Annotated in this window: 12 protein-coding genes; 6 read left to right on the top strand and 6 right to left on the bottom strand. The window is 43.8% G+C overall.

Annotation, left to right across the window (positions count from 1 at the left end; all coding sequences use genetic code 11):
- Positions 1-10 precede the first annotated feature (10 nt).
- On the bottom strand, positions 11-1,954 hold the full coding sequence (locus tag WS34_RS08335; protein ID WP_046403928.1) for an ABC-F family ATP-binding cassette domain-containing protein: 1,944 nt from the start codon (positions 1,952-1,954) through the stop codon (positions 11-13).
- A gap of 141 nt (positions 1,955-2,095) precedes the next feature.
- Here WS34_RS08335 and pruA point away from each other — a divergent pair, with 141 nt between their 5' ends.
- The 3 genes from pruA to WS34_RS08350 all read left to right on the top strand — a co-directional run bounded on the left by pruA (position 2,096) and on the right by WS34_RS08350 (position 6,917).
- Positions 2,096-3,727, top strand: coding sequence for an L-glutamate gamma-semialdehyde dehydrogenase (gene pruA / locus WS34_RS08340; protein WP_022161415.1), 1,632 nt, complete (start codon positions 2,096-2,098; stop codon positions 3,725-3,727).
- A 309-nt stretch (positions 3,728-4,036) separates the two neighbouring features.
- Positions 4,037-5,536 carry a lipopolysaccharide biosynthesis protein gene (locus WS34_RS08345; RefSeq protein ID WP_046404258.1) on the top strand — a complete coding sequence of 500 codons (1,500 nt, stop codon included), beginning with the start codon at positions 4,037-4,039 and terminating at the stop codon, positions 5,534-5,536.
- Positions 5,537-5,558: 22 nt separating this feature from the next.
- Entirely contained in the window at positions 5,559-6,917 is a 1,359-nt protein-coding gene (locus tag WS34_RS08350) for a DUF389 domain-containing protein (RefSeq protein ID WP_013612158.1), read from the top strand.
- A 4-nt stretch (positions 6,918-6,921) separates the two neighbouring features.
- Here WS34_RS08350 and WS34_RS08355 read toward each other — a convergent pair whose 3' ends face one another.
- Together WS34_RS08355 and WS34_RS15535 are read right to left on the bottom strand one after the other, a co-directional pair.
- Positions 6,922-7,476 (bottom strand): cob(I)yrinic acid a,c-diamide adenosyltransferase, encoded by a 555-nt coding sequence (locus tag WS34_RS08355; RefSeq protein WP_046404259.1) that lies wholly within the window; start codon positions 7,474-7,476, stop codon positions 6,922-6,924.
- Between the two features lie 157 nt (positions 7,477-7,633).
- Positions 7,634-8,119 (bottom strand): hypothetical protein, encoded by a 486-nt coding sequence (locus WS34_RS15535; protein WP_195446759.1) that lies wholly within the window; start codon positions 8,117-8,119, stop codon positions 7,634-7,636.
- A gap of 262 nt (positions 8,120-8,381) precedes the next feature.
- On the opposite strand from WS34_RS15535, the gene recG reads away from it, so the two are divergent.
- A complete protein-coding gene (gene recG, locus WS34_RS08365; RefSeq protein ID WP_013612161.1) occupies positions 8,382-10,481 on the top strand; it encodes an ATP-dependent DNA helicase RecG in 2,100 nt (699 codons plus the stop codon).
- Positions 10,482-10,542: 61 nt separating this feature from the next.
- Positions 10,543-11,088, top strand: coding sequence for a DUF3332 domain-containing protein (locus WS34_RS08370; protein ID WP_013612162.1), 546 nt, complete (start codon positions 10,543-10,545; stop codon positions 11,086-11,088).
- Between the two features lie 228 nt (positions 11,089-11,316).
- Here the strand turns inward: WS34_RS08370 and aspA are convergent, their stop codons facing one another.
- Together aspA and WS34_RS08380 are read right to left on the bottom strand one after the other, a co-directional pair.
- Positions 11,317-12,729 carry an aspartate ammonia-lyase gene (aspA, locus tag WS34_RS08375; RefSeq protein WP_022161423.1) on the bottom strand — a complete coding sequence of 471 codons (1,413 nt, stop codon included), beginning with the start codon at positions 12,727-12,729 and terminating at the stop codon, positions 11,317-11,319.
- 882 nt (positions 12,730-13,611) lie between these two features.
- Complete coding sequence (locus WS34_RS08380) at positions 13,612-14,115, bottom strand: DUF4494 domain-containing protein (RefSeq protein WP_013612164.1); 504 nt, start codon at positions 14,113-14,115, stop codon at positions 13,612-13,614.
- A gap of 226 nt (positions 14,116-14,341) precedes the next feature.
- Here WS34_RS08380 and WS34_RS08385 point away from each other — a divergent pair, with 226 nt between their 5' ends.
- The gene (locus tag WS34_RS08385; protein ID WP_022161424.1) at positions 14,342-14,659 is read left to right on the top strand and encodes a DUF3467 domain-containing protein; all 318 of its coding nucleotides are present in this window, start codon (positions 14,342-14,344) and stop codon (positions 14,657-14,659) included.
- 55 nt (positions 14,660-14,714) lie between these two features.
- On the opposite strand, the gene WS34_RS08390 is transcribed toward WS34_RS08385, so the two are convergent.
- Positions 14,715-15,808, bottom strand: a 1,094-nt coding sequence (locus tag WS34_RS08390) for an alpha-L-fucosidase (RefSeq protein ID WP_046404263.1), incomplete at its 5' end; no start/stop codon positions are given.

The following is a 15,808-nucleotide window of genomic DNA, read 5'->3' on the forward strand; positions in this document are numbered from 1 at the left end:
CTCTAGCTTTTTACCTTTTACTTTTCACCTCTTCCTCTTCCTCCGTCGCTTTCTCCCATTCTGTCATCGCTTCTTCCAGTTCTTTTTGTGTCTCTCCGTATTTTTTCAACAACTCATCGTTCACCACTCCCGCAGCCATCTGTTTTTCTAAAGCAACCACTTCACTTTCCAGTTCCGTGACCCGTTGTTCGGCCCTCTCTACCCGTTGTTCAGCCTTACGGATTTCCTTATTCAACTGTTTTCTTTCTTCAAAAGACAGTTTATTCTCACTCACTTCCCGCTCGGCTTCATCATTAGAAATTCCATTGCCTTTGGGTTTATGCAATTGTTCATATTCCCGGAAACAAGCAATCTTCTTGGCTGCCAGAAAGTCGGTTATCCCTCCTAAATATTCCTTGATATGCTGGTTAGCGAACTCATATACTTTATCCGCTAAACCGGTCAGGAAATCACGGTCATGAGATACGACAATCACTGTACCTTCGAACTTTCTGAGCGCTTCCTTCAAAATATCCTTTGTCCGCATATCCAGGTGATTCGTCGGCTCATCGAGAATCAAAAGATTATAGGGCTCCAGTAATAAACGTACCATCGCCAAACGGGTACGTTCTCCTCCCGACAATACTTTTACTTTTTTGTCAACCTCCTCTCCGGAAAACAAAAAGGCTCCCAAAATATCCCGGATTTTCTTACGGATTTCCCCTTCGGCAACCCGATCGACCGTATCCAGGACAGAAACTTCAGGATCCAATAAATCAGCCTGATTCTGAGCAAAATAACCGATATTGACATGATGTCCGATCTTCAATTCTCCCTCGAAAGGAATCTCGTTCATGATCATCTTGACCAGGGTAGATTTACCTTCTCCATTCTTACCGACAAAAGCTATTTTTTCTCCCCGCTTGATATCCAACTGAATACCTTTCAATACCACATGATCACCATAAGCTTTCGTCAACTCCTTACCCGTCAGGACAATTTCTCCCGACCGGACAGCCGGCTGGAACCGCACTGTAATACGGGCCATATCTTCTTCCTCGACCTCTATCCGCTCCAATTTTTCCAACTGTTTGATCCGCGATTGCACCTGAACGGATTTTGTCGCCTTATACCGGAAACGCTCTATAAAATCTTCTGTATCCTTAATCTGCTTCTGCTGGTTTTGATAAGCCCGCATCTGCTGTTCGATCCGTTCTTTATGCAATTGCTCGAACTGAGAATAAGCCACTTTATAATCATACACTTTCCCCAAAGAAATCTCAAGCGTCCGGGTGGTCACATTATCCAAAAAAGCACGGTCATGCGACACCAGGACTACAGCCCCGGAATAAGTCTGCAAAAAAGATTCCAGCCAGGAAATAGATTCTATATCCAAATGATTGGTCGGCTCATCGAGTAAAAAAATATCAGGACGTGCCAATAATATTTTAGCCAATTCGATACGCATGCGCCATCCCCCACTAAATTCCTCACAATTACGGTCGAGGTCTTCCGGTTTAAAACCCAGGCCCTTCAAGACAACCTCTACCTCACGGTCGATATTATTCTCCCCCCGTATCGCCAACAATTCCGTTTTCTCATGAATCTTATCCAAAAGTTTCATGTAAGCTTCCGACTCATAATCTTCCCTCCCAGCCAACTCCAGATTCAATCGCTCCACTTCATCCTTCAAGGCAAACAAATCGGCAAAAGCCTTTTCAGCCTCTTTGCGGACGGTATTTCCATCCGTATATACTTTGGTCTGGGGTAAATATCCGATCTTTATATCCGAAGCCATCGAAATATTCCCTTCAGACGGTATTTGTAAACCTGCTAACATCTTCAGTGTCGTCGATTTCCCTGCTCCATTCCTTCCCGTCAAACCGATCCGGTCTTTCTTATTGATCAGAAATGAAACAGAATCCAATAAATAGAATCCTCCGAATACAACACTTACATTATTAACTGAAATCATAAAATCATAAACTAAGTCCACCGCAAAGATAGGGTGAAAAAAATCCCCAAACCTGTTTTTTGTCATGTTTTTTACACAAAAACTTTCTTATTTTTGACCAACTTAAAAGATTTTTCTTACAACCAATAAAACTAATTCACTATGCCTAAAGGAGTTTACAAATTACCAAACATTACCAATGAACCGATAAAAAGTTATGCTCCGGGATCTCCCGAACGCGCAGCATTAAAAGAAAAATTAAACGAGATCCATAATCAGGTAGTCGACATCCCGATGATCATCGGTGGCAAAGAAATCCGGACCGATAAACTGGCCGACATTCGTCCGCCTCATGATCACCAGCATTTATTAGGGCATTATCACCAAGGAGATGCCTCCCATGTACAATTAGCTATCGACGCTGCAATGAAAGCAAAACCGGCTTGGGAAAAGATGAACTGGGAAAGCCGGGCTGCTATTTTTCTGAAAGCGGCAGAGCTGATTTCCGGTCCTTACCGTCAGATTTTAAATGCCGTGACGATGTTGGGACAATCCAAGAATGCTTTTCAGGCAGAGATCGACTGTGTTTGTGAATTGGCTGATTTCTATCGTTTCAATGTTAAAAATATGTACGATCTTTATCATATGCAACCCAACTCGTCGGCAGGCATCTGGGATCGTACGGTATGGCGCCCGTTAGAAGGTTTCGTATTTGCCCTGACTCCGTTCAATTTCACTTCTATTGCCGGTAATTTGCCGGGAGCTCCTGCTTTAATGGGAAATGTTTGTGTATGGAAACCTTCGAAAACTGCAGTCTATTCAGCTTATATCGTCATGAAAATATTACAGGAAGCCGGTCTGCCCGACGGTGTGATCAACTTGGTATACTGTTCAGGCCCGACAGCTTCAGACGTAATATTCAGCAATAAGGACTTTGCCGGTATTCATTTCACCGGTTCTACCGGAGTATTCAATGATATCTGGGCTACTATCGTTAAAAACATCGGTAAATATCGTTCTTATCCACGTATCGTCGGTGAAACCGGAGGTAAAGATTATGTTTTTGCCGACCCGACAGCTAAAGCACTACCGGTAGCGACAGCTTTAATCCGGGGAGCCTTTGAATATCAGGGACAAAAATGTTCTGCCGCTTCACGCGCTTACATTCCTTCCAACATCTGGCCGGAAGTAAAAGCTTTGATGCAGGCAGATTTGAATAAAATCAAAACCGGAGGAGTCGAAGATTTCAGTAACTTCGTCAATGCTGTGATAGATGAAGCTTCTTTCGACAAACTGGCCAAAGCAATCGATGATGCGCAAGCTTCGCCCGATGCCGAAGTGATCCTGGGAGGCAAATACGATAAATCCAAAGGCTACTTTATTTACCCGACTGTTATCCAGGCCAAGAAACCGGACTATATTACGATGCGCGAAGAATTGTTCGGTCCGGTATTGACGATCTACGTATACGAACCCGATCAAATAGAGGAAACGCTCGACCTGCTGGATGCCGGTTCAGCTTATGCCTTGACCGGAGCTATTTTCTCCAACGACAGAGCTAACATCGAAAAATTGACCGAGCGCCTGACACATACAGCCGGCAATTTCTACATCAACGACAAACCTACCGGAGCTGTCGTCGACCAGCAACCTTTCGGCGGCGGCCGGGCTTCCGGAACCAACGATAAAGCCGGATCCGTGTTCAACCTGCTGAGATGGGTATCTCCACAATGTATCAAAGAAACCTTCATCCCCGCAACCAACTACATGTATCCGAATTTTTTGGAAAGCTAAAGGCTAAAAGCTATAAGGTTAAAACAAGAAGCTAAAGGCTAGGCTCATCCCCTGCTTTTAGCTTTTTTTATCGCCTAATTTCACCGTTTTACTTCTGTCCCATTATTTTTTTACCTTTATCTATTAGCCTCTCGTTCTTAACCTTCCCCCTTTACCTCCTACCTTTAGCTTATAGCCTCTTACTTATACCCTTTAGCTTATAGCTTCCCACCTTTGGCTTTTTCAGCCTTCCCGCTTTTTTTTACCTTTTACCTTTTACCTTTTACCTTTTTAACCCTATCTTTGTCCGTTTATCTTAACCAACTTATCATGGCAGGAATAAAAAGTTTAGCCAAGGACACGGCCATTTATGGTATGAGCAGCATCATCGGGAAATTTTTAAACTGGTGTCTGACTCCTTTGTATACCTACTTGCTTGTCCCGGCCGAATACGGGATTGTCGTTTACTTGTATGCCTGGATCGGTACCATGCTCGTACTTCTGACTTACGGTCTGGAAACCGGTTTTTTCCGGTATGCCAACGACTCTTCTAAAGGAGATCCCCAAACCGTATACTCCACTTGTATGACTTCGCTCGGGATCACGACCTGTCTGTTTCTGATCTTGGTTTTCAGCTTCTTATCCCCCATATCGGGAGCATTACAATACGGGCAGCACCAAGATTACATCGGGATGATCGCAATAATCATCGCCCTGGATGTTTTCAGTGCCCTTCCCTTTGCCTATTTGCGTTACCGCTTACGTCCCCTTCGTTTTGCTTTCCTGAAATTATTGAATATCGCACTCACTATCATTTTCAATTTATTTTTTCTGGTAGTTTGTCCGGTCATTTATAAAAATCATCCCGACTTGATCTCCTGGTTTTACCGGCCTGATTATGGAGCTGGGTATATTTTGGTTTCCAATGTGATCGCTTCCTTCGTATTGTTGTTGTTGCTGACTCCTGAAATATTCAGGATACGCTGGCATTTCGACTGGCGGTTGTTAAAAGAAATCCTGCATTACTCTTTCCCGCTATTGATTCTGGGATTAGCAGGTATCATGAACCAAAATCTGGATAAAATCCTATATCCTTATCTATTGTCCGACCCCCAGGTTGCTGCCGATCAATTGGGAATATACGGAGCCAACGTCAAAATCGCAGTAGTCATGATCATGTTCACCCAAGCCTTCCGTTATGCATACGAACCTTTTATTTTTGCCAAAACCAAAGGAGAAGATAAACGCACAACTTATGCCATGGCGATGAAATACTTTGTCATCGTAGATTTACTCATTTTTCTAGGAGTTATGTTCTACCTGGACATTATCCGGTATTTCATCGATCCCCGTTATTTTGTCGGTTTAAGAGTAGTACCGATTATTATGTTGGCAGAATTGTTTTCAGGTATATTTTTCAATCTTTCGCTGTGGTACAAACTCACGGACCGTACCCAGTGGGGGGTATATTTTTCTTTGATCGGTCTGGTCATTATCGTGGCCCTCAACGTTCTGTTCGTACCGAAATTCGGTTATATCGCATGTGCCTGGGCTGCTTTTGCCTGTTATTTTGTGATGATGTTTCTCTCCTGGCTGATGGGGCAAAAATATTATCCCATCCATTACGATCTGAAATCCATCGGAAAATACTTGCTTTTGGCTTTGGTGCTATATGGCATTGCCGTCAGTGTCCCTATCGAAAACATGTTGCTGCGTTTGGGGTTCCGGACCATCCTGTTATTTATCTATCTGATTTATCTGATCAGGCACGACCTGCCGTTGAATCAGATTCCCTATCTCAACAAACTGATTTCTAAAAAACAAAAGTAATCACTTCTATTTTTCATTTATAATGGCTTTTATTGATGTATTGGAACAATTCCGGAATTATCTGAAAGGCATTCTGGACTCTTCGAACGAAAGGGAAAATGAGGCGGAGACCATCGACAATATCCGTAAAGGAATCAATTTCAAAGGCAGTAACCTTTGGGTATTGATTTTTGCCATCTTTATCGCTTCCCTGGGACTCAATGTAAATTCCACGGCAGTGATCATCGGTGCCATGTTGATCTCCCCTTTAATGGGACCGATCATGGGTATCGGCTTAGGGGTCGGAATCAACGACTTTGAATTGATCAAAACCTCTTTCCGGAATCTGGCTATCGCCACTATTTTCGGTATCCTGACTTCCACCCTTTATTTCCTGATCTCTCCACTCAACGAAGCCCGTTCCGAGCTATTAGCCCGGACCACTCCTACCATCTACGATGTGCTTATTGCTTTCTTCGGCGGACTGGCCGGCATCGTCGCTTCAAGCACGCGTCTGAAAGGAAATGTGATCCCCGGTGTAGCCATCGCTACCGCTTTGATGCCTCCCCTCTGTACTGCGGGATTCGGTATCGCCAGTGGTAACCTGACTTATTTTTTCGGAGCTTTTTACCTCTATATGATCAACTCTGTCTTTATCGCCTTCGCCACCACGCTGGGAGTCAAACTCATGCATTTTTCTAAAAAGACTTTTGTAGATCCCGTACGGGGCAAGAAAGTACAGCAGATCGTTTACACCATCATTTTTGTGACTATGGTACCCAGTATCTACATCACTTACAACATGATCAAAACCAATATCTTCGAAACAAACGCCAACCGTTTTATCACCAATGAAATCAATTTTCCGAATACTTTCGTAGTCAATAAGCACATCCTGCAAGACAGTATTTCCGTCACCTTGATCGGTAAGGAAGTGCCCGAAGACTACCTGGCGATATTACGTCAAAAACTATCCCAATACAAACTGGAAGGTACTCGTCTATCGGTTCTCCAGGGACTGACACAGGAAAAAGAAAAAGGACAAAAAGATGAGTTGGATAACATGATCCTACAGGATTTTTACAAGCACAATCAAAATAAAGTATTACGGCAAGAGAACGAAATCATCCGCCTGCGGGCTCAATTGAACAGTTATTCCAATTACGATTCCCTAGGCCTGAAAATTACCCCCGAGATCAAAATTCTATTTCCCAAGGTGGAAACGATCGGCTTATCGAAAATGATCAGGAATCGGATTGCAACTTCACAATCCGACACCCTGACAGTAGCGATTCTATCCTACACACAAAGGCTGACGCCAGAAGAAAAGCAGCAATTACACGCCTGGCTTACTACCCGGCTAAATGTCGGGAAGCTGGAAATCGTTACGGAAAATCAGTAACAGCTTATTTCCGCGGCACCCATTTCATCTCTTCACATCCCGAATCGTATGCTATTTTACGTGCCAGGATAAATAAATAGTCCGATAATCGGTTCACATACTTCATCACCGACCCGTCTACCTCAGTCTCTGCGGCCAGATCCAGTATCCGCCGTTCTGCACGCCGGCAGATCGTCCGCGCCATGTGACAAAACGAAACACACTGATTACCACCCGGCAACACGAAGTATTTCATCGGAGGAACTTCGGCATCCATCCGGTCGATGCCATTTTCCAGTAATGCAATATCTTCTTCCGTCACACCAATAGGCACCTTCAGATTGGCCGACGACTCAGGATCAGTAGCCAAATTCCCTCCCACATCGAACAAACGGGACTGAATCTCCACTAATTCTTCTGCAATCACCTGCTCCAAAGGAAAAGAACGGATCATGCCTAAAAAACTATTCAATTCATCGATCGTACCATAAGATTCCAAACGTGCACTATTCTTCGGTACTCTCTTTCCTCCAATCAGGGAAGTCATTCCTTTATCACCGGTTTTTGTGTAAATTTTCATGACAATTTTCTTTAGTTATCTCTCTGGTTACCTGCCAAATTCTCAGTTCTTCAAAATTTAGTAGTGCCTCATAATATCTAATTTTAAATCAAAACATTATCCATCCCCCTCTTCTTTTTACGTCTTATCCGCCGTCACTGTTTTATCCGTTATCCCTCTATATCATCAAACAATACCTCCCCTCCTGGATCTTATCGTCAAAAAATAGAATCCCATACCACATCATATCCACCGATACAGTTGCTTTTTCAAGCCATTGGTGCCACAGACGGGCATGTATTCCCTTCTTGTGAATATCGGCAATAACGATACATTTCTGCGGGTGATTTTGCAACATTCCGGCAAAAGTCGTTTCATCCAGTGGAAACTGCCGACCGATATAAATGAAATCGGCAGATTGCAATGTATCCAATTGATTAACACTAATCTCGACATCACAAACTTCCTGCAAATACCGACAAAGGATATCGGCATTTTTTCCCAGGCAAATCATCCGATGTACCCGAAGCGAACGTACCAAACGGGATAATAAGCGGAAAATTTTTCTCTCCCGATGATTCAAACAATTTTCTCTCTCCAACCTCTCGGGATATTGAAATTGTTTCTCCCGATCCCGGATAACATTTAAAATTAAATTAAACATAAAAGGGGAATGCACTCCATATCCTCGTTTATGTCTAAATCGGACAGCATGTTTTATCCGCTCTTTCAGATAGCCCATTTTTCTATGAATTACAGTCGTTTCAAAGATTTGAATAAAATCTGATCAGACAAAAGTAGTGCATTTTTTCCAATTTCATTTTTAGGCTCATGAAAAACGTTGTAACTTTGAAACGGTAAAGAAAACACCACAATTTACATGTGCCGTTTCCGACCGATTAATTTAAAACTTTGTAACACGATTCATGGAACTTGCAGGATTGAATATCAAATTTCTACCCGGTGTCGGTGAAAAGAAAGCTGCCGTGCTCTATGAGGAACTTCAGGTGCAGAGTTATGAGGATATGCTCTACCATGTCCCTTTCAAATACATCGACCGGAGTAAAATCTATTCCATCGCAGAATTGAACGGACGTCTGCCTTATATTCAGATCAAGGCTAAAATCCGTAATCTGAAAACCATCGGTGAAGGCAAAGCCTTGCGTATGACTGCAACGGCTTATGACGAGACAGGAACCCTGGAATTAGTCTGGTTCAAAGGATTTAAATTCCTGACCAACCAAATCGAACCCGACAAAGAATACCTGATTTTCGGACAACCTTCCGAATTCAACCACAAGCTGAATATTGTACATCCTGAAATCGACAGCTTTGAAAAAGCTTCCCAACTGTTGGTCGGTTTTCAAGCCGTCTATCCGACCACCGAAAAGATGAAAAAGGCTTTCCTAAACTCCAAAGCGATCAGCAAAATTCAGGATTCCATTTTTAAAACCATCAAAGGGAAAATCTCAGAAACCCTGCCAGCCTGGTTTATTCAGCAACACAAACTCATGTATCTGCATGAGGCTCTCTATAATATCCATTTCCCGGAAAATCCGGACATGCTGCGTAAAGCTTTATTCCGACTGAAATTTGAGGAACTATTTTACATCCAGCTGAATATCCTGAAACTCAAATACAAACGCAAAACTTATTTTAAAGGCCATGAGTTCAAAACGATCGGTGAATATTTCAACACATTCTATCATCGATACCTACCTTTCGAACTGACCGATGCACAAAAACGGGTGATTAAAGAAATCCGTCAGGATTGCGGCAGTGGGAAACAGATGAACCGGCTGTTGCAGGGAGATGTAGGCAGCGGTAAAACCCTGGTGGCTGTGATGTGTATGTTGATGGCGCTGGACAATTGTTGCCAGACCTGTCTGATGGCTCCCACCGAGATTCTGGCCACCCAACATTATGAAACGATCCAGGGCATGCTGGGAGAAATGGGGATCACCGTAGCTTTACTCACAGGGTCGACAAAAAAACGCGAGCGGGAAGAAATTCACCGGGGCTTACAGGACGGTAGCCTGCAAATTCTGATCGGTACCCATGCTTTGCTCGAAGATGTGGTGTCTTTTCAGAATATCGGCCTGGTAATCATCGACGAGCAACACCGTTTCGGTGTAGCCCAACGTGCCAAACTCTGGCAAAAAAATACCATTCCTCCCCACGTACTGGTGATGACAGCCACCCCTATTCCCCGTACATTAGCTATGACTTTATATGGTGACCTCGATGTGTCGGTAATCGACGAACTTCCTCCGGGACGTAAACCCATTACTACTTTTCATGCTTTCGATAAAAAACGATTGGAAGTATTTCAGTTTATTGAAAAAGAACTGCTCAAAGGACGGCAGGCTTATGTGGTATATCCCTTGATCTATGAGTCGGAAAAAATGGATTTCCGGAATTTGGAAGAAGGCTACGAACAAATCAACAATTACTTCCTTCCCAAAGGATATAAAGTAGGCATGGTTCACGGTAAACTCAAACCGGCTGAAAAAGATTCGGAAATGCGCCGTTTTGTCACCGCAGAAACCAAAATACTGGTATCTACTACAGTCATCGAAGTGGGGGTAAACGTTCCCAATGCTTCTATTATGGTCATTGAAAGTGCCGAACGTTTCGGATTGTCACAGCTCCATCAGTTACGGGGACGGGTAGGCCGCGGCGCTGACCAATCGTATTGTATTCTAATGACTTCCTATAAGATTTCCAACGACTCCCGGAAACGCATCGATACCATGACCGCTACCAACGACGGTTTTGAAATCGCCGAAGCCGACCTGAAATTGCGTGGTCCCGGAGATATCGAAGGAACCCAACAAAGTGGCCTCACCTGCAGTCTAAAGGTGGCTAATCTGGGTAAAGACACCTTGATCCTCAACGAAGCAACCCGAATCGCCAACGGCATCCTGTCCGAAGATGCCGATTTGATCAAGGAAGAAAACCAACTCTTCGCCATCCAAATCAAACGCCTGTTCAAAACCCGCATTACTTGGAGGTATATTTCCTAGAGTGAAAACCTTTCCCACCCGATATCGTAAATACCGACAAATAACCATAAAAAGAAATACAATGAAAAAATTTATCACACGGGCGGCAGTAGTTATTCTGATCGGAGGAATGTCGGTAGCTATCGGCGGATGTTACGGTCCTTTCCGTTTAACAAGCAAATTACACCATTGGAATGGACAAGTCTCTCAAAAGAAATTTGTCAATGAGTTGGTATTTTTAGGCATGTGTATCATTCCCGCTTACGAAATCTGTATTTTGGGAGACGGTTTGATCTTCAACTCCATCGAATGGTGGGGAGGCCGGAATCCGATCAGCATGAAAGACGGGCAACAGGAAGAAGTGAAGTTCGCCTATGAAGGCCAGGAGTACAAGGTGACAAAAACCAAGGACCAAATGACCATAGCCCTTGTAAACAGCGACCAGAAAGTCGATTTCAGGTATTTTCCGGAAGAAAAATCCTGGTATCAGATGAATGGGGAAAACAAAGTAAAAGTGGTTGAAATGAAAGGTAAACAAGTATATACTTACCTTCCGAATGCCAAAACCCTCGTCTTCGACGAAAGCAACATGGAAGAAGTCGAAACACAGGTGATGTCAGCCAGATAAATTACACAAGGGGGATGAAATCCGATCCAAAGGTTTTCATCCCAATATTCCTCATCAGTCCCATACCTTTTGTAACTTTTACTCCCCCAATATCTCCCCTGTACTTTATCATATTTACACTTATAAATATGTATATCATTGCCAAGATTTATAAACTGATCCGGCAAAATATGGAAATAAAAAAAGAGCACCTCTGTGAAAGTGCTCTTTTTATCTTTATTTTACGCCTTATTTCTTTTTATAGAACTTATGCGGTTTAATCATACTTTCGGGTTTCAGCAACTGATCCAGTTCATCTTTGGTCAGTAGTCCTTCTTCGAGTACCAGATCGTAAACGCTACGGTTTTCTTTCAGGGCACGTTTAGCGATACGGGAAGAATTCTCATATCCCAAAGTCGGATTTAGGGCGGTGACGATACCGATACTGTTCAATACCATTTCACGGCAATGCTGAGTGTTGGCAGTAATGCCTTCAACACAAAGGATCCGCAGACGATCCATACCCTTCTGCAACATCTTGATCGAACTGAAGATGGCATGAACCATAACCGGTTCCATCACGTTCAACTGCAACTGTCCGGCTTCGGCAGCAAAGGTTACGGTCAGGTCGTTACCGATAATCCGATAGCAAATCTGGTTTACCACCTCGGGAATTACCGGATTCACTTTACCCGGCATGATAGAAGAACCCGGCTGCATCGGCGGCAGGTTGATTTCATTCAAGCCGCAACGGGGGCCACTGGATAATAAACGCAGGTCGTTACAAATTTTAGATAATTTCACAGCCAAACGTTTCAGGGCTGATGAATACATGACAGATGAACCGGCATCGGGAGTAGCCTCGATCAGGTTAGAAGCCAGTACAAACTCTTCTCCGCTGATGATCCGCAAATTTTTGATACATTTGGCAGAATATTCCGGTTCGGAATTGATACCTGTACCGATAGCAGTTGCCCCCATATTCACTTCGAGGAACAATTTAGCCATCTGGTTCAGCCGGTCTACTTCTTCCTCCAGGTTTGCAGCAAAAGCTTCGAATTCCTGTCCCATAGTCATCGGCACAGCATCCTGCAACTGGGTACGTCCCATTTTCAGCACTTCTTTAAACTCTTCTCCTTTAGCCCGGAATGCCTGAATCAACAGTTTCAGGTCAGCAACCAGTTCCTCGTTCATAAAGATGAAGGCCAACTTGAAAGAAGTCGGATAAGCATCGTTAGTCGACTGAGACATATTGACATGGTTGTTCGGGTGACAGTATTGGTATTCACCTTTTTGGTGTCCCATCAATTCCAATGCCCGGTTAGCAACCACTTCATTGATATTCATATTGGTAGAAGTACCTGCACCTCCCTGGATCAGATCGACCGGGAACTGATCGTGGAGTTTGCCTCCGATAATTTCTTCACAAGCCCGGGTAATTGCATTGGCAATATCGTCCGGAAGGATTTCCAATTCCTGGTTTGCCTTTGCAGCAGCCCATTTCACCATAGCCAATGCTTTCACATAATTCGGATAGTCTCCGATGGTGATCCCACTGATATTCTGGAAATTCTCGATTCCCCGAAGAGTTTGTATACCATAGTACGCATCTGCCGGCACTTCTTTTTCGCCTAGCAAGTCATGTTCAATACGTGTTTTCATTATATCAATCGTTTATATTACAATAAGACTTGATCTTTTCCCTACGCAATTCACCGAAAAATGTTTCAATCGAATCGCTAAAGCCTTTGGATTATAACAGTTTGCTTCATATTCACCTATAAAAGCTTACACTCCTTCTCTAAAGGCACCCCAAAGTTAGAAAAGAAAAAAGGATTAAACCAGAGATTTTCAAAAAGAAATAACTCGCTCATTACCTGAGAAAAGAATGAGACACAAACGTTTACGAAAATTTAAGGAATATTTAATAGATCGGACCCTTAAAAAAGGAATGATTTACCGCCTGTCATCTACTTTTTTACGGAGAAACCAATAGTAGGTTTATTTTTTCTTTCTATTCCGATTCCGGGTTTTATCCCGTCAGACCGGTTCGCCTGGACCGGTCCGGTAAGGCTTTCCTTCACTGACCGGCGGAACTCCTCACTCCGTTCGTCAGACACCACCGGTCGGGCGTTCGGAAAACCTAACCGGACCCTCGTTCCTGCTCCAATGGTCTTCCGGCATAAAACCCTTCATCTCACGGCAGAGCTAACCGGCAAAGAAAATACAACCAAAAATTTGCAACAGCAAGAAGCCGGACCGTCCGGATTATTTCCAGTGAGAATAATCTTTCTTAAATCAAGATTGGTTTGCAATTCAGTGATAACGTAAGTCGGAGGTGATCGGGATTGGCGACCATTGGAGCTCTGTCGAGTGTCGTCTTGCTTTTTCTGAACGCCCGACCGGTGGTGTCTGACGAGCTTGCGAGGAGTTCCGCCGGTCAGTGATAGAAAAAGTTAGACGACCGACAGAAGCGACCGGGTCGCCAATTCCGATCACCGAAGACGAATTACTAACGAAATAAACCTACGTTTCTATTATAGCCTAAATTTCCTCTTCCGTTTTTTCCTCGGTCAACGGCTTCAGATTTTCCGGAATCTGTTCTTCTTCATCGGAAAAATAAGGAAATACATCCATAAACTGAGTATCCGTGAGACTGGCAATCTCATAAGGAACCACAAAAGAAGCCAGACTTTTCTCCAGATTCTCCAAAGCTTTGTTAATATTCGAGGCTGCCACCAGATAATACTGACCGGTGGATTTTTCTTTTCCGCTCACTTCATCGGCATCGATGATGTTTACCTTCGCCTTATACCAACGGTCGTCATTTTCATCTTCCGAAGGAACCAGTTCCGTAATATTCGATTTTTTCAGACTACTGATATAATAATCTCCCGAAATCACCGATTCCATCTCATGCATAATCCTGCTCTCTGCTTCCGTATACGACATCGCATCCAACAGGTAAGCTTCATTTACTTTTTTTTCACGCCCATCCTCGTTCACCTTCATGTACTTCACCTTCGCTTCAAACCAATTCGCAGTCATTTTTCTCTGTTTTTTATTATTTACAACAATCACTCACATCACGCTCTGTTCGTAATGCTCCGGCAAAGATAACACAAAATCGGCCGGTAATTACCATCTTGCCTTTATTTCACTTTTTCAAATCAGAATCCGAAAAAAATTTTACGTTCATTATATAAAATAGTATATATTTGTTCAGATAGAAATATCACCAATCAAAGCATACTGATTATCAATTCAATAAACAATGGAAGAACAAAAACAGACCCAACTGGAAATCGATCTGAGCCATGAGGTGGCCCAAGGCACTTATGCAAATCTGACGATCATAGCACATTCAACTTCGGAGTTTATTATCGACTTTATCCGTTTGATGCCCGGAGTAACGAAACCGGAAGTAAAAAGCCGGATTATTCTGACTCCCGAAAATGCCAAACGCCTGATGTTGGCTTTACAGGACAATATCTGGAAATATGAACAGGATAACGGTACGATACGCCTTGCTTCGGAAAACCAGCAACCGACAGGATTTCCTATCGATCTGGAACCGAAAGGACAGGCTTGAATAACTGCAGGCATTTTTTCTTTCTGTCCCGGAATCGGGACAGAAAGTCTTTTTATCAATTCAATATCAGCTCTATCACCGGAATTTCAACATCGGGCCTGACATCCGGTAACACCAAAAGAATATCCTTTTCGTCCAGTTCATCCTTGTGGGTCACACTTGCATTGGCCTTGCCGAACCGCAATTCCGAACGGTCGTGCAAAAACTGTGCATATTTCACCTTACCGGCATATCCTTTCAACAACAACCTGCCTAACGGATAATCCAGTAAATGCACATACAGGCGGTTTGTCTCCGGATTATAAGTCAGCAGCGTATTGTCCGGAGCATCAAAACCGGCCGGAGCCTCTGTACAGCCATAAATGGAAGGACTGTTCACAGCCATCCATTTGCCCAAACCGGCAAGCCTCTCCTGTGCCCTTTGATCAAAAGTCCCCCGGGCCGTAGGCCCCACATTCAAAAGCAGGTTTCCCCCCTTGCTCACCGATTCGATCAGCAACCCGAGCAATTGCCTGTTGTCTTTCCAGGTAGCCTCGTCCCGGTAATATCCCCATGATCCGGAAAAAGTCTGACAGGTTTCCCAGGGGATTTTCTTTCCGTCTCTTTCCGGCCATTTGGCCACCTTATACTGTTCCGGAGTGCTGAAATCCCAGCCTCCCGGCACATCCAGCAAGTCTGCCCGGTCGTTTACGATAATACCCGGCTGCAATTTACGGACCAGTTTCATCAAATTCTCCGAATCCCAATCCTGCCGTCCCTTGCCATGCTCCCCTTTGGGATAAGAATAATCCAGCCACATCAGATCGATCTTTCCGTAATTGGTCAGTAATTCCGTCACCTGATTTTTCACATACTCCCGGTAGCGGTCCATATCCTTCCCCTTATTCAGTTTCTTGTAGTCTTTCGGATCTTTAGGTGCCTGCGGATGAATCCGGTCAATCTCAAAGTCCGGATGGTGCCAATCCAGCAGACTGTAATAAAATCCCACCTTCAGTCCTTCCGCCCGGAAAGCCTCCACCCACTCCCTGATCAAATCCTTGCGGCACAAGGGAGCGTTCAGGGCCTGATAGTCCGTATAATCAGTTTTGAACAGACAAAAACCTTCGTGGTGCTTCGTGGTGATCACCGCATACTTCATACCCGCAGCCT

This window comes from Odoribacter sp. N15.MGS-14 (assembly GCF_000980245.1).
Lineage (GTDB): Bacteria > Bacteroidota > Bacteroidia > Bacteroidales > Marinifilaceae > Odoribacter > Odoribacter splanchnicus.

Bases quoted from the DNA above. Each gene is read 5' to 3' on its own strand.
- WS34_RS15535 (WP_195446759.1), bottom strand. From the start codon at position 8,119: ATGTTTAATTTAATTTTAAATGTTATCCGGGATCGGGAGAAACAATTT.
- pruA (WP_022161415.1), top strand. From the start codon at position 2,096: ATGCCTAAAGGAGTTTACAAATTACCAAACATTACCAATGAACCGATA.
- WS34_RS08370 (WP_013612162.1), top strand. From the start codon at position 10,543: ATGAAAAAATTTATCACACGGGCGGCAGTAGTTATTCTGATCGGAGGA.
- WS34_RS08355 (WP_046404259.1), bottom strand. From the start codon at position 7,476: ATGAAAATTTACACAAAAACCGGTGATAAAGGAATGACTTCCCTGATT.
- WS34_RS08380 (WP_013612164.1), bottom strand. From the start codon at position 14,115: ATGACTGCGAATTGGTTTGAAGCGAAGGTGAAGTACATGAAGGTGAAC.
- aspA (WP_022161423.1), bottom strand. From the start codon at position 12,729: ATGAAAACACGTATTGAACATGACTTGCTAGGCGAAAAAGAAGTGCCG.
- recG (WP_013612161.1), top strand. From the start codon at position 8,382: ATGGAACTTGCAGGATTGAATATCAAATTTCTACCCGGTGTCGGTGAA.
- WS34_RS08350 (WP_013612158.1), top strand. From the start codon at position 5,559: ATGGCTTTTATTGATGTATTGGAACAATTCCGGAATTATCTGAAAGGC.
- WS34_RS08335 (WP_046403928.1), bottom strand. From the start codon at position 1,954: ATGATTTCAGTTAATAATGTAAGTGTTGTATTCGGAGGATTCTATTTA.
- WS34_RS08385 (WP_022161424.1), top strand. From the start codon at position 14,342: ATGGAAGAACAAAAACAGACCCAACTGGAAATCGATCTGAGCCATGAG.
- WS34_RS08345 (WP_046404258.1), top strand. From the start codon at position 4,037: ATGGCAGGAATAAAAAGTTTAGCCAAGGACACGGCCATTTATGGTATG.